The 14,403-nt window shown below is 32.3% G+C and carries 13 protein-coding genes; 3 read left to right on the top strand and 10 right to left on the bottom strand.

Annotation, left to right across the window (positions count from 1 at the left end):
• Nucleotides 1-61 precede the first annotated feature (61 nt).
• From ACXAHM_RS06820 to ACXAHM_RS06810, 3 genes are all read right to left on the bottom strand, one after another.
• On the bottom strand, nt 62-2,413 hold the full coding sequence (locus ACXAHM_RS06820; RefSeq protein WP_474959666.1) for an arylsulfatase: 2,352 nt from the start codon (nt 2,411-2,413) through the stop codon (nt 62-64).
• A gap of 72 nt (nt 2,414-2,485) precedes the next feature.
• Nucleotides 2,486-3,475 (bottom strand): helix-turn-helix domain-containing protein, encoded by a 990-nt coding sequence (locus ACXAHM_RS06815; RefSeq protein WP_474959665.1) that lies wholly within the window; start codon nt 3,473-3,475, stop codon nt 2,486-2,488.
• 18 nt (nt 3,476-3,493) lie between these two features.
• On the bottom strand, nt 3,494-4,159 hold the full coding sequence (locus ACXAHM_RS06810; protein WP_474959664.1) for a CatB-related O-acetyltransferase: 666 nt from the start codon (nt 4,157-4,159) through the stop codon (nt 3,494-3,496).
• A gap of 505 nt (nt 4,160-4,664) precedes the next feature.
• Between ACXAHM_RS06810 and ACXAHM_RS06805 the strand changes: the two genes are divergently transcribed.
• From ACXAHM_RS06805 to ACXAHM_RS06795, 3 genes are all read left to right on the top strand, one after another.
• The gene (locus ACXAHM_RS06805; protein WP_474959663.1) at nt 4,665-4,832 is read left to right on the top strand and encodes a hypothetical protein; all 168 of its coding nucleotides are present in this window, start codon (nt 4,665-4,667) and stop codon (nt 4,830-4,832) included.
• Nucleotides 4,833-4,897: 65 nt separating this feature from the next.
• Nucleotides 4,898-5,080 carry a hypothetical protein gene (locus ACXAHM_RS06800; RefSeq protein ID WP_474959662.1) on the top strand — a complete coding sequence of 61 codons (183 nt, stop codon included), beginning with the start codon at nt 4,898-4,900 and terminating at the stop codon, nt 5,078-5,080.
• Between the two features lie 65 nt (nt 5,081-5,145).
• Nucleotides 5,146-5,613, top strand: a complete 468-nt coding sequence (locus ACXAHM_RS06795; RefSeq protein WP_474959661.1) for a hypothetical protein — start codon at nt 5,146-5,148, stop codon at nt 5,611-5,613.
• Nucleotides 5,614-5,827: 214 nt separating this feature from the next.
• Here the strand turns inward: ACXAHM_RS06795 and ACXAHM_RS06790 are convergent, their stop codons facing one another.
• The 7 genes from ACXAHM_RS06790 to ACXAHM_RS06760 all read right to left on the bottom strand — a co-directional run bounded on the left by ACXAHM_RS06790 (nt 5,828) and on the right by ACXAHM_RS06760 (nt 14,055).
• Nucleotides 5,828-6,619, bottom strand: coding sequence for a hypothetical protein (locus tag ACXAHM_RS06790; protein WP_474959660.1), 792 nt, complete (start codon nt 6,617-6,619; stop codon nt 5,828-5,830).
• A gap of 101 nt (nt 6,620-6,720) precedes the next feature.
• On the bottom strand, nt 6,721-7,476 hold the full coding sequence (locus tag ACXAHM_RS06785; protein WP_474959659.1) for a hypothetical protein: 756 nt from the start codon (nt 7,474-7,476) through the stop codon (nt 6,721-6,723).
• Nucleotides 7,477-7,530: 54 nt separating this feature from the next.
• Nucleotides 7,531-8,793 carry a sensor histidine kinase gene (locus ACXAHM_RS06780; protein WP_474959658.1) on the bottom strand — a complete coding sequence of 421 codons (1,263 nt, stop codon included), beginning with the start codon at nt 8,791-8,793 and terminating at the stop codon, nt 7,531-7,533.
• A 165-nt stretch (nt 8,794-8,958) separates the two neighbouring features.
• Complete coding sequence (locus tag ACXAHM_RS06775) at nt 8,959-9,621, bottom strand: SH3 domain-containing protein (protein WP_474959657.1); 663 nt, start codon at nt 9,619-9,621, stop codon at nt 8,959-8,961.
• A gap of 10 nt (nt 9,622-9,631) precedes the next feature.
• On the bottom strand, nt 9,632-12,442 hold the full coding sequence (locus tag ACXAHM_RS06770) for an MSEP-CTERM sorting domain-containing protein (protein WP_474959656.1): 2,811 nt from the start codon (nt 12,440-12,442) through the stop codon (nt 9,632-9,634).
• The gene (gene xrtK / locus ACXAHM_RS06765) at nt 12,420-12,956 is read right to left on the bottom strand and encodes an exosortase K (protein ID WP_474959655.1); all 537 of its coding nucleotides are present in this window, start codon (nt 12,954-12,956) and stop codon (nt 12,420-12,422) included. The genes ACXAHM_RS06770 and xrtK overlap by 23 nt, the downstream gene beginning before the upstream one ends.
• A 181-nt stretch (nt 12,957-13,137) precedes the next feature.
• The gene (locus tag ACXAHM_RS06760) at nt 13,138-14,055 is read right to left on the bottom strand and encodes an alpha/beta hydrolase (protein WP_474959654.1); all 918 of its coding nucleotides are present in this window, start codon (nt 14,053-14,055) and stop codon (nt 13,138-13,140) included.
• Nucleotides 14,056-14,403: the final 348 nt, after the last annotated feature.

Here is a 14,403-nt window from a genome sequence, read left to right as displayed (position 1 = left end):
AAAAAAAACCATGATAATCAATTGACTATCATGGTATGTTTTGTTATTCAAATTTGTATTTCTAAAGTAATTTCACTTTTACTTTTTGAAGATCACCTTTAAATTTAGGATCTTTATTTCTCCATTCTTTCGCTACAGAAGTAGCTTCATCTGTACCTACATCAAATGTTTCAGACAGTGAGTATGTACCTGGCATCACTTGATTTACAAATCCTTTTCCAATGGATTGACCATTTACAAATAATTCAATTTTAGCTTTTGCCTCTCTTATTTTACGTTTATCTTTTGGCAAAATCGGAGTGTAAACAACTTCAAGCTCTAGATCTTGACCTTTCGGTAAAATGTTACTAGAAATAGTAAAATATTTGTTGTTATAAGCATTGTAATTATATACGAGTTTGTTGTCTTTAATGTAAACAGTGTAACCACCATAGATACCACCCGCTGCCAATAATACGCCTTCTTCTCCTTTGTAATTTTTGATATAAGATGTGATAGAGTGTTTCTTATTTTTTACAGGAGGAGAATAACCTTCTGCAATTCTTACAGCCCCTGGAGGATAGTAAATATATTCTTCTCTATGTGGGGCATACTGTAGATTGGTATTTTTTAATCTAGCAAAAAGGTCATCATACAATGGGAATACATTGTATTTTACAGCTTCTTCATCAAATACTTTTTTAAGTTCTTCTAATTTTTCAGGATGTACTTTAGCAAGATCTTTTGCTTCAGAAAAGTCCTCACTAACATGATATAATTCCCAAACATCTTTATTAAAATCATATCGTCCAGCACCATCCCAAGGCATTCTATTACCATGAATTGTGACTGCTTTCCATCCATCTTTATAGATCGCTCTATTTCCTAAAAGCTCATAATATTGGACTGTATGTCTATCTTTTGCAGTTGGATTGTTGAAAGTATAAGCCAAACTTGTCCCATCCATTGGAATTTGTTCAATACCATCGATCTCCTCTCTAAATTCAACATTGGTCGCTTCCATGATCGTAGGAGTAATATCAATAATATGACAATATTGTTGGCGAATAGCTCCTTTGTCTTTGATTCCTTTAGGCCATGAAATAATCAATGGATCAGCTTGTCCTCCTCTGTGTGACATTTGTTTGAAGTATTTGAAAGGTGTGTTACCAGCCCATGCCCAACCAGCATGATAATGATTGTTTGTTTCAATCGTACCCCATTCATCTTCTTTCTTTTCGTTTTCTTCAAAAGGAGTAGTACTAATGCCATTAATAAAATTAAGCTCATTATGACTACCTTCCGTTCCTCCTTCACCAGAAGCACCATTGTCAGAAGTAACAATTACAATTGTATTATCTAATTCATCCATTCTTTCGATGGTTTCCATAATACGACCTATTTGAGCATCCGTATGGTCTAACATGCCTGCAAAAGCTTCCATCTGCTTGGCATACATTTTCTTCTGTCTGTCTGTTAAACTATCCCAAGCAGGAAGGTCATCTGCTCTTTCTGTTAGAAGGGTATTTTCAGGAATGATACCCATTTTCTTTTGACGTTCAAAGACAATTTTGCGAAGCTCATCCCAACCCATATCAAACTTACCTTTGTACTTTTCAATGTAATTTTGTGGAGCATGATGTGGGGCATGCATAGCACCTGGAGCCCAAAACATAAAGAAAGGACGATCAGGATTGATAGATTTATGTCCTGTTAGATAATTGATCGCTTTGTCTGCAATATCTTCTGTTAGATGGTAATCTTCATTATCTTCCTTTGCATCAACAGGCTCATGACCTAAATACATTACAGGATCAAAATTATTAGCATCGGCAGACATAAAGGTATAGTTGTGATCAAATCCATCGTTTGAAGGCCAGTATGTAAAAGGCCCTTGTTGATGTACATGATAGCCAGGAGTGTGGTCCCATTTACCTAAAGCATAAGTGGTATACCCTTCATCCCTTGCAAGACGAGCAACTTCCATTGCTTCTAAGGGTACACGACCAGCATATCCAGGAAAGCCCATCGCTGTCAAAGCATGTGACCCTAAACCAATAGAGTGATGGTTTCTTCCTGCTAAAATAGCTGCTCTAGAGGGGGAACAAAGTGAAGTTGTATGGAAATTGTTGTATCTCAATCCATTGCTCGCAATTTTGTTCATATTTGGAGTGGAAACGATACCTCCAAAGCTTTCAAGTTGACCAAAACCTGTATCATCTAGCATAATGATTAATACATTGGGTTCCTCTCCTGTGAATGTTTTTTCTTTTGGCCAATCTTCAACAGATTCCTCATAGGTTTTGGCAATCTTACCTTTGAAGTTAGCGGTAATACTGTTCCCTTTTTTTGATACATTACTGTTATCTATAGTACAGTTTGTAAGTCCAAAAAGGAGAAATAGTGATAATAATGGATAATATATTTTTTTCATATCAAAGAATAATGTTTTAAGTCATACATTTTCATAACGCAAATGTAGATGATATTCTTTGACGATAAATGTCTATTTTTTTACACTTATGTTCATATATTGCTTTGGACTCAACCCAAACTTCTTTTTAAAAACAGTCGAGAATTTTGCGACGGAAGGAAAGCCAAGTTTTCTAGAAATTTCAGAAATGGTTAAGTTATTATTGAAGATGTATTTTTTTGCTTCTTCAAGACGGTAGTTATTATGATAACTATGGATACTCATACCATATACAATCTTAAAATCTCGTCTTAGTTTAGAAACTGATGCTCCATATTGAAAAGCAAGATCTTCTAAAGATGGTAAGGTACCATTGATCTTAATAATCATGTTTTTCAATTCGATTAATTCTTTCAAATCATCTTTGTGAATTGGCGACTTTTTTTTGTTGTCTATATCAAAAAGTGTTGCATAGCTTATACCAACAGCTTCAATAGAGCGACCAATAAGAATTGACTTTCTATATGCAGGGTGGAGATCATTATCTACATAAAAAATGGATCTGAGGAGTAGGTATAACGAAAAAGGAACAATACCATATTGAACCCAAATCAAAGATGGTTTTAGTTTTTGTAATAAGATTTCTTTAAAAAAAGGAAATTGTTGATCAATCATATTCTTAGAAATCTTTACTAATAGACACCTATAGGGTTGATTCTTTTTGATATGTGTTTTTAAGGAATAGGAAGAGGAATGTACACAAATTCCTTGATCATGTAGAGCTTGGTTTAAGGTATTCTCCTCTGTAAAATCAAGCCTGAAATAGATACTATTATCAATATCTGGTTCAACCCCATGAATGAATAAATCGGTATCTTCTGTACCAATGTAATCGCTAATGACACACTCAAAACCATCAACGAATTCATAATATTCCATCTTCCATTTCATCATGGAATTATTGACCCAAAACATTCTTCCATCAAAAGAACCATTGTATTTTGATACCAATGAATTTAAGCCCTTTATAAGAGCGTCATTATAGAGTTCAATTCGAATATTATTAGCTATATTTTTTTTCAAGTGATCTTACTCAAAAATTTAAAAAATCCCTTTTTCTTTAGCGTACAAAAGGAGTTCTTCTACAGAACCTTTGACTAACAGTTCCATGGCTTCATCAATATGTTTTTGATCCCAATTCCACCATTTGATACTTTTCAAAAAATTGATTTCATCTTGCGTAAAGCGGTATTTAATTATTTCAGCAGGATTACCGCCAACAATAGAATAGGCAGGGACATCTTTTGTCACTGTAGCATTACTTCCAATTATAGCTCCATCCCCAATTTTTACTCCAGGCATAACCGTAGCATTATAACCCAACCAAACATCATTTCCAATTATGATATCTTTGTATTTTTTCATGGGATACTCTTGTATAGGTATTTTTTCAGACCATTCATCCCCAAAAACAGCAAATGGAAAAGTAGAAACTCCCTTCATCGCATGATTTGCATCTGCCATAATAAATGTGACACCATTGGCAATGGCACAGAACTTCCCAATTTTTAATGAGGTATCAGACATCCCAAAGTTATAAAGTACATTTTTTTCTAGAAACTTTGTTGGATCTTCAAAGTCACTATAATAGGTATATTCTCCGACCTGTACATTTTGAACATCACTTTGCTCAACGAGGTATTTTAAAGAAATAGTATTGGTAAATCCATCAATTGGATAAAGCGTATTAAAATCTACTTTGCTCATGGTTTTGTGTTTAACGAACTAAAAATAATGATTGTAAGATGTTATTCAAAATCCATTTTCTGATCTCTTGCTTTTTTTCTAATAAAAATTTAATTTAATCAGTATCAGTAAATTATCGAAACTACTATTCAATAAACACACAAAGTATGGAAGACAATTCAATAAATAACATTCAACCCGAAAGAACCAGTAAATCAGAAGAGAAGACAAGGCCGGGAAACATCTTTAGTATGGTGGTCGTAGGTGCTATACTTCTGTATTTTATTATCAAAGAATTAATTTAAAAACGAAGACTCCATTGAAGAAAATTGAATGGAGTTTTTTTATGCTTTTAAATGTGGTGTACATTGTTATAGGAATATTTTATTTGAAATAAAGAAAAAGTATAATTATTCAATTTAAAATGATTGTTACCTCCATTAAATTATTAATTTCGATGCCGCTAGAAACTGGTTGCTATTTACTTCAATGTATTCTATTATTTTACCCATACTTAAACAATAAGATGAAGAGGTTAAACTACCTATTATTGATTGCAATTTTTGCAATGACGACACTATTTACATCATGTGATAATGATGATGATACTAATCCTGGAAATACAGGAGATGAACAGGTATCTAATGATCAAAATGCTACGGAAGAAAACAATATTCCTACTACTAAACACTAGATACAGGGATAGAAATTGATGGTGCATCTTCAAAAGTAGGAACACCTCCAGCACCTGACAGTGAAATGGATTTCCAGTTAAATACAGAGTTGACGGAAGGGTTTCAAGGTACAGGTTTTACAATTGAATTTACTTCAACAGCAAATGTAGCAGGAGCTTACATCTTATTTAAAGATAGTGAAGGTAATGCTACTAGAATTATTTTGACGTTCCATCTTCTGCTTTTGGAAGCTCAAATGACCGCTTAGTTACAAAGAAGAAAAAGGGAAATAATAGTTTTTCGAATGCAAGACCAACAACTGATTATGATGAAGTGATTGATGTGGACTTTGGTGATGCTGTTCCTGCTGGCCAATTTTGTTATGATATCTGCTTGTATGATGCATCGAATAATGTAAGCCAAATCCAAACGGTTTGTGTAACTGTAGAAGCTTGGGGTGGAAATGCTTCTATTGTTGGTGAGTGGGTTTTTGATAGAGCTGAGCCAGAAGATGATGATGAAGGGTATAGCATCTCTTGTGATAATGGAGATAGTCTTACTGTTGAAGAATATAGATATGATCGTAATATATGGAATTTTGTTTTAAACCAAGATGGTTCTTATTATGAATCTTATGATGATGCATATCATGTGATAGATTATGATTCATCTAGAGCTACTTGTACTGAAATCTACTATGAAGAAGAAGAAGTGTTTCATGATAAATATACAGGAAGTTGGGCCTATAACGAAGAAGAGGGCAAACTTACTGTAATCGACTTTGGATATATAAATTTATAAGATTCTACAGATACAGAAACTTATGAAGATGGATCATTATATTTTGAAGGTGTTGAAGCAGAGATAGTTTCAGGTCAGCTGGTATTGACAGACACGTATGAAGGTGAGACGTTTAAAGCGTATTTCAATTGTAGAGAATAAATAAGCGATTTCCAGTTTCATAAAAAAGGTTATCTGATTTAAAATAATCTCAGATAGCCTTTTTAAATTTTTATTAATCTATTACACCCAGTACATCATTAATATGTTTTTGAAATGCGTTGACATCAATGTCTTTTATCGATTTTGAAATGGACAAAATAAAATCACGTTTCAAGGAAAGATCCTTACTATGTTTAAAATGTAATGGTCTTGAATGCTTTACGCCAACCAATTGATCTCCTTTAAAGAAAACCGTAATTCTATCCATTGGAGATGGATCAACTACTAAAGGATCATAAACACAATAACCTTTTATTCCTTCAAAATTATAAACATCTAATTCTTCAAATTTTAAAGTGGATAGCTTACTAAGTAGGCTATTTTTTGTGTTTTCTCCTATATCAATTAATGCTGCTACTTGATTTTCCAAAATTGTAGGAGATTGGATATTATCTTTAAAAGTATAGCCCATATAATATCCTGTTTTCGCTCGGCGGTTGACCATTGTTAGAGAAAAAGTTGTTTTTGCTTCGCCAACCTCTTTCCCATTAATGAATAATTTTTCTCCTTGATTGATTTTCCAGTCTTTTACCTGTTGATCAGAAAGATCGAAATCAACACCAATAGGATACCATCCCTTAACAGCCACACCCGTTTCAACAGCGACATTATTGTGAAGACTTAGTTCCACTTTACCTTTTCGGTTTTGGCGAATATTAGCAGGACCATCAATCAATTCTGACGGATATAATTTAATCTTATCTGTTTCCGTAACTTCTTGTTTTTGTTCTTCATTTGTTTCTTCCGAAGAATCACAAGACCATAAAGCTAAAAATACGATACAAAGAAGGTAATGAATTTTCATTGTAATACTAAAAATGAATTGTTTGTTAAGTAAAGTACTCTAAGAAAAGTCGAAAGATAGAAGGTAAATGATTAGATCACAATACTACCTAGTAAGTATTTCTAAATCATTTCTTCTTCATTATATTTTTTGAGAATTACAGCTTGGATTGAAGAAGGAAGAGAAGCAAGTAAAATTTTGCTTCCAGGTTTTTTTTTATGATAAAGAACAGAATAATCATTCACAAGATAAGGATATGTTGTATAATGACTTAATGTATATTTCGTCCCTTCGATTGTCTTATATTTAATCTTTAAGTTAAACAATGTATCATTATTTATTCTTACAAGCGTTTTGGTTACTGATAAACGTTCACCATCAACTAAAATAGCGTTTCGTATGATGGATAATTTATTGAAAGCAAACAATGTATTGACTATCCAACTTATAAAAATGAAGATAAAAATATAATAAAATGAACTTAGGATGGGTTGATTAGACAAACCAGAAATCCTATTGATATGAGGTTTGTCAGGGTTGTATTGAATATAAACTTTTTCTCCAATATCATATAGTTCACCAAGACCGTAAGAAGTATATTCAAAATTTCCCAGCTCATGATGAAAAACATAATCAAAGCCATAATAGGTTTCATCATTCATGGTCTGATTTGTTGGGAAAATATTTACGATCTCACCTTCACCAACAGGGCTATTGTTATGAAGATAAAAAACCGATTGAACGTCAAGATTATCATAATTATAACCGATAAATAGGATTAACAATACCATAAAACTATTGATAATGTATCCGATTTTATTGGCATTTAATAAAAGTAAAATATTGTCTTTTAAAGGAAGTTGTAGTCTGCTTTTCATCATTATTTCTTTTATTCAAAAATACAAAACGAATAAAGATATCCAAAACGGATTTTAATTGGGAAATAAGAAATGAAAAGTACTCCCTTCATACAATTTTGATTCTACCCATATTTTTCCACCATAGGTATCGATAACTTTTTTACAATGTGCAAGACCAATACCAGTGCCTTCATATTCTTCTCTTGTATGTAACCTTTGGAAGATTGAAAAAATTCGTGTGTTGTATTTTTCTTCAATACCGATTCCGTTATCCTCAATAGAAAATTTCCAATACTTTTCCATTTCCACGGCAGATACTGTAATATTTGGTGTAACGCCTTTTTGATGGTATTTAATCGAATTAGAAATTAAATTTTGAAAGAGAATATGCAAATCCATTGAATTTGCCTTCAACTTTGGAAGATTACTTGAATTTATAATAGCTCCAGTTTCTACTATTTTAGAACTTAATTCACCTTTAATATTGTCTATAATTTGATTACAATCGACAGTGGTAGGTTGGCCTCTTTTTCCGATAATTCCATAGTTCATCAATCCATCAATCAATGCCCCCATTCGTGTAGTTGCTATTAAGATATAATTAAAATACTGATTGAGTTGATCGTCAAATTTGTCTTTATAATCTAATTGAATAATATCTGTGAAACTACTGATGGTATTTAAGGGTTCTTTGAGATCATGAGAAGATACATAGGTAAATTGTTCTAACTCTTTATTCATCTTTTCAAGATCTTCCTTCTGTGATTCTATCTTATTGACATGTTTATAGATATTATCATTGAAAAATTTCATTAATAAAAATACAAGAACAAAAGGAACAGGATAGAGAGACATTCTTAAGGCAACTTTAATATTAGCGGGAAGCTGTAATGAAAAGTTCCAATCTATATACCCTAGGCCCATTAATAAAATACAAAGTGCTGTATAGACATAACTAAAATATTTATCAGTGGGAGGACAGACCAAATAGGATAGGCCAATCACTACAAAAAAGAACATTTCTATACCAATACCATCTCCAAGTAAATAAAGAAAGAAGCAAATTCCAGAAATAAAACCCAACATAAGACTATGTCTTGCTAGGAGGTGATTTTTTTTCATTGCCCCATAAAGCCCTATTGGATACAATATAGAGGGAAAAATAAATCCCCAACTTACATGCATTAAATCAAAGAAGTAAAAAAGTACCAAATAGACAGGTACATGAAGTAGCATTATTACCAAAAATGAATTGGTCAATTTTATTTTGGTTTGTGCAGATTCAGGTATACTCTCAGATATACCTAAGTTAGTTATTTTGTTTAGTACATTCATTTAACAATGTGCAATAACAAGAAAGATTAGTTTAAATAATTCTAGTAGTGAATGAGTTTCATTTCAATATTTCAATTTACTACTTTTTCGAAGTTTGTCAAATAAAAAAGTAGGTATACATGCTAGTTATATACCTACTTTTAGATTGTAACGATTAATATGTATTTAATCGTAGTAGTCAGCGTATTGTATTTTCCAAAGACCATTCTCCTTGATAAAACCTGCTCTTACGGATAAGGTATAATAGATCTCATCTTCATGAACATACCCTACTTTATTATCAGCCAATTTAATTTTTAGCCAATTGTATTTTTGTACAAAGTCATCGTAAGGAATTGCGACGACATCATAGGAAAGTGTATCAATGATTGTAGCGTTATTATCAGAAGAAGAATACACCTTTACATGATCCGTTTTTGCAACGACTAATCCTAAACCACATTTTTCATCATTTTCTTTGATATTACCAGAAGTATATGGAATGCAGTATTTATGAGCATCTTTTCCAAATCCACCTCCACCGATTTTGAAAATAGCATTAAAATTACTCCATAAGGAACTTTCATTACTACTCTCAGAGAAGTAATATTTCATAAATTTTTGAGGAGATACTTGTTCACCTCCTTCGTATGGTGTATATAATGTAGTTGCTAAATGCTCTTGAATAAAGGCTTTATTTTTTGACTGAACAGCTACTTTTAATTGCTCCAAAAATTCTACTAATGATGGATCTTGAGCAGATGTATCATTGGGAATTATTTTACCAAATTGTGCAAATGAATTTATGGCAAAGCAAAACAAAAAAATGAAGTTTAAGCTTGTTTTCATTGGTTTAAACTTAAAGTTTAATTTTTTTACAATAGTTTCTATAGCCTATAATACAGAACAAAAGACCAATTATCAAAAGTAAATTTGGTTCGCTCATTCGATCTATATTTTCACTGAGATCAAGTGCTCTTTTCCCAGATAGTACTTCTTCTTGTTTCTTTAAAATCATGGCCTTTTGTGCTTCATCTTCTACAACAATAAAAGAGGTCACCGGTGTCATCATTTGGGCCGTAAAACTATTTTTCACTAATGAGAGCCATTCCTGATCGGCTTCTTCAGGATGTAATTGTTGTTGATACCATTGCCCTTGCATGATCAATGCAGCTTCCCAATCTCTAGCTCTAGATACTTCTGATTGTATTGGTTTCAAATCTTTTTTAATGGCTAAATTGCCTTTATTATTTTGAGGGAGGTAGGCTATCGATTGATCCTTAAACGTAAACTTTTTCACCTCTGTATCAACCTTTATCTTTGCGGCATATTCTACTACATTTTTTACTTTTTTAGCTAAAGAATGTGCATTAACAATACCATTTTGATCGATAACATAAAATTGCTCACTTTCTGGATAAGTGAATGCTAAATCAGCAAAGTCATTTTTGACAATTGCATTTCCTATCGAGTTCGTTAATACAACAAAGATAGGATAGCGATTATCATTATTTTGATGTGCTTTCACTAAAGTGCTCTTGATTGCATAATCCAAATAAAAACCGCCTTCACAAGGAATAGTATTCAAGTTTTCTGACCAATTTGAAGTCCAATTCATCGTTTGGGTATAGGTGTTGACATAACTTATTTTGGCTCCATCTACCAAATGTGGATATTGATTTACAAGTGAAGTAATATTTTGAGTATAGCGGTCTTTCGCCTCTTCTTGTGTTAAGGAAACATCTAATAGGAAGTGGAAATAAGGCTTTCTTTTTATTGAAGGGAGTTTCTTTTTTTGTAGAGAAGGAATATAGGCAATCTGCTCCAATTCAACTATCTCAGACAACTCCATTTCTTTATTTCCTAGCTTTATTTGATGTTGATCAAATGTGATTGTAATAGGTTCTTTGTGAGTGAATTCTATCCCTGTTTTACGCACTTCTTTCTTTGCAAAAGGAAAAACTCTAAAGGCTACTTTATTGCCAGTAAGGTAATACAACAAACCAGGATCTTTTCTTATGTTTCTTATTTGTGAAAAGACCCACATTGCGGCTTTTTTTTCTGCCAATAATCCATATTCTTTTCTATCTCCTACATACAAATAGTAATTACTAATCCAACATCCTTCAGGTAAGTCAAGGGTTGTCGCATATTCAGATTGGAAGTTATTATTATTATGATTTGTAATTTCAAGGTCCACCCAACTATGCCAAACTTTTTCATCAGGATCGTATGTTGAGGTAGATGAAACTCCTGTTATATCTACCTCTTTATTGACTAATTGTTCACTTCTCAATTCGATTGGTTCTTGATCAAAAAAGATTTTTTCAATGGTATTTATCTTTCTATCTGACAAGGTTAAATTATCCAATACCATCCATTTATAATAGGCCGATAAATAAGGAGTATTATCATTTTCAAAACTGACTCTATTATTTTCCTTATGTATTTTTACTAAAGAGAGTGTCTTTCGAATGGAAGTGGTATCAATCTTATATTCAGCATTATAATCAGGGCTGTAGATATAATCTAACGTTTCATGCAATACTATTCTATCTTTTTTGTATTGAATAGTAATGATTGAGGGGAGAACAAGAAGTCCTAAAATCAAGAGCATTTTTAGTAGTTTATCCTCATAATTGGCTTTTAAGAATCGATAATCTTGCACCAAATTTTCAACATGAATAACCATTAATACAAGTGGAGTTAGCATCAAGAAGCCTGCTCCAAAAATAAGTATGGCTATAATTGAAAGAGGAAAATAAGGAAGGAAAACAACTAAAAAATAAAGAGTATAGACGAGTGTGATACTTTTTCCTAAAAAGATCAATAATCTGATGGATTTATTTTGTATTGCAGGCCAACATATTAAAAGACCATTGACCAATGCAAGAATATAAAACCAATGATTAGAGAAGTCTCCAAACACACCATGAAGACCCATTTGAGTTTTAAAAGTTCCATTATTTAGGGCTAAACCTAAAATAGGAAATAAGATCGTAAAAGGTATTTTATAAAGTAGCGCTAGTTCTTTGATTTTTTGTGCTTTCCTTGAGATTAATATATAGACCCATTGAAGGAGGAAAAATAAAAACAATAAAGTTGAAGAAGTGAATAAAACCACTCCCACATGTTTTGAAAAGATTATATCTTCAAAACCTTTCCATAATGGTAAAATCAATTGGATAAATAGATAACAAATCAAAGGAACACTGATAGCTCCAAGAAAGCTTTTCCAAGCTTTTTTATCTTTATTTTCGGGTGTAAAATGCACTACAATTATCAGAATAGAATACAGTAGAGTAGGCATTAAAAAAGTGGCAGGGTACAACTCAAGATTTCCAGAGATCATCCACCTAGGAATAGAAAAGGGAATAATATTATGACCTTCATTGAGGTAGAAATAGATAAATCCTATATAACAAACAAGTGCTATAAAGCCATAAATTACAGAGACCTTTTGTTTTTTAAATTCCAATACTACAGCATAAATAAAGTTGCTGATGCCGAGGAAACTTAAGGTAATAGTAAGATGAATCCAGCTATCAATTTCATCTTCTTTTAATAAAGTATGAATGATGTTGTATTGACTAAAAAAGAGAAGGAAAAGTAATACAATAGGGGCTGTGTTGATGACAAAAAGCCATCTAGGATGAAGTAAGTTGCGCATTTTGTTGTTTGCTTTTTAGTAATTTTTCGGTAATTAAATAAAGAAGTATGAGGAAGGTTAAATTCGTAATCACACCAATAGCCTCATGAATGATATGTTGAGAATGCTCAAATATTTCCCTAGTATGTGTCTGTATTATGATCGATGAGATAATTCTAGAAGAATTAACTAGTATGGTAAAAAAATAGGTACTTATTAATGCAAAAGGATAAATGATCAACTTCACGAATACATTGTCTGAAGTGTATTTGATAAAGAGATAACTAATAAGTATAAAACTAATTAACCATAAGTTGACTCCCGCACATGATTTATCAATAATGATATTTAGTTCAGGATGATAGTATCCCTCCTGATAGATCGAGTAAGTTCCTGTAAAATAACAGACAAATTGATCTATAGGATACAATATGAAATGTAAATGTTCTGTTTCAGTAAATGTAAACCCAAATTTTAAGAGTATAAATAGCACTAAACTACCTACTACATAAGGGGTGTTTTTGTTTGCTTTCAAAGTTTGTTAGTCAGTAGTGTTCAATAAATAGATTTTAATTGTATTACGAAAGCATACTAGAAAGGTTATTGATTATAACTTTATTTAAGAAAATAAGGCTATTTTTACTGTGGAGGTTAAATTCGAATATTTCTTTAGAAAAAAGCCTCAATATTTGTGATAAAATAGAGGCAGTATAATATTATTCTTTATCAAATTGTAATAACCATTGTTCTGCCAAAACTGTCCAGTCAGGAGTACTATCACTAGCAGTTCCCATTCCATAACCATGACCTCCTTTTGGGAAAAGATGCATATCTACCTTCACTTTTTTATCGTTTAAGGCTTTGTAAAAAAGAATAGAGTTTTCGACAGGAACAGCTCCATCATTTCCAGAGTGGACAATAAAAGTCATAGGCGTATTTTCATCAACATGTAATTCATTGGAAAACTGTTGAATTAGTTCTTCAGTAGCCTCCTGACCTAGTAAATTAAGCCTTGAACCCATATGCGTTGTTCCTTTCTGCATACTGATCACAGGGTAGATCAAAAGCATATAGTTAGGTGAAAATTCTTCTTGATCAATTTCATCACTGGCTTCATAATAAGCTTTTTGATGTGTACCCAAAGTAGAGGCAAGGTGACCACCAGCAGAGGAACCAATGACACCAATTTTATCCTTCTTGACATGAAATTTAGAAGCATGATGACGAATATAACGCATAGCACGCTGTGCATCTTGAATAGGTGCTTCATAAGAAGTAACAACAGATTTCGATTGAGGAGATCTATACTTCAATACAAATGCAGCAATACCTTGTGTATTCAACCATTTTGCATAGTCAGTCCCTTCCCAATCATAAGCGACACCACCATAACCACCTCCAGGTAATATCAATATTCCTTTACCATTCGCCATTCTTTCTGATGGTAAAAAAACCTCCAAAGTAGGAGATTGAACATGTTTAATAAAAACAATATCTCTCTCAGGAATTTCTTCTTTTTCATTAGATTTTCTACTGTTAGGAATTTCCGCTATGTCCCATAAATTTAAAAAATCTTGACCGTAACTATTCATCGTTAAAAATGATAATAGAAGGATAAAAAATGTCTGCTTCATGTGATTTCATTCAAATACTAATACACGAATATAGTGAAAAGTGAAGGATGAAAAATAAAAAACGCCAATACCCATATTCCCACGCATAAATTCATGATCTTGAGGTTGGCTATCCTTCCAAAAAAGCGTAGAATATAAATTGAAAGTATTCCCTTGTAGAGGCACGATTTATCGTGTCTCCAAACCACAAGCAAAAAATGAAAAGTGAATAATGAATAATTAATAACGCTAATACACGTATTCCCATGATTGAAATGATGGGCTTGAGGTTGGCTATCCTTCCAAAAAAGCGTAGAATATAAATTGAAAGTATTCCCTTGTAGAGGCACGATTTATCGTGTCTCCAAA

It is taken from the genome of Flammeovirga sp. AWQ4_249, assembly GCF_056161045.1.
This window is presented reverse-complemented; position numbering and strand designations above follow the sequence as displayed.

What these genes read in the sequence shown, in the direction of transcription:
- ACXAHM_RS06800 (WP_474959662.1), top strand. Translation starts at nt 4,898, where the DNA reads ATGGATTTCCAGTTAAATACAGAGTTGACGGAAGGGTTTCAAGGTACA.
- ACXAHM_RS06775 (WP_474959657.1), bottom strand. Translation starts at nt 9,621, where the DNA reads ATGAAAACAAGCTTAAACTTCATTTTTTTGTTTTGCTTTGCCATAAAT.
- ACXAHM_RS06785 (WP_474959659.1), bottom strand. Translation starts at nt 7,476, where the DNA reads ATGAAAAGCAGACTACAACTTCCTTTAAAAGACAATATTTTACTTTTA.
- ACXAHM_RS06780 (WP_474959658.1), bottom strand. Translation starts at nt 8,793, where the DNA reads ATGAATGTACTAAACAAAATAACTAACTTAGGTATATCTGAGAGTATA.
- ACXAHM_RS06790 (WP_474959660.1), bottom strand. Translation starts at nt 6,619, where the DNA reads ATGAAAATTCATTACCTTCTTTGTATCGTATTTTTAGCTTTATGGTCT.
- ACXAHM_RS06810 (WP_474959664.1), bottom strand. Translation starts at nt 4,159, where the DNA reads ATGAGCAAAGTAGATTTTAATACGCTTTATCCAATTGATGGATTTACC.
- ACXAHM_RS06805 (WP_474959663.1), top strand. Translation starts at nt 4,665, where the DNA reads ATGAAGAGGTTAAACTACCTATTATTGATTGCAATTTTTGCAATGACG.
- ACXAHM_RS06770 (WP_474959656.1), bottom strand. Translation starts at nt 12,442, where the DNA reads ATGCGCAACTTACTTCATCCTAGATGGCTTTTTGTCATCAACACAGCC.
- ACXAHM_RS06760 (WP_474959654.1), bottom strand. Translation starts at nt 14,055, where the DNA reads ATGAAGCAGACATTTTTTATCCTTCTATTATCATTTTTAACGATGAAT.
- ACXAHM_RS06820 (WP_474959666.1), bottom strand. Translation starts at nt 2,413, where the DNA reads ATGAAAAAAATATATTATCCATTATTATCACTATTTCTCCTTTTTGGA.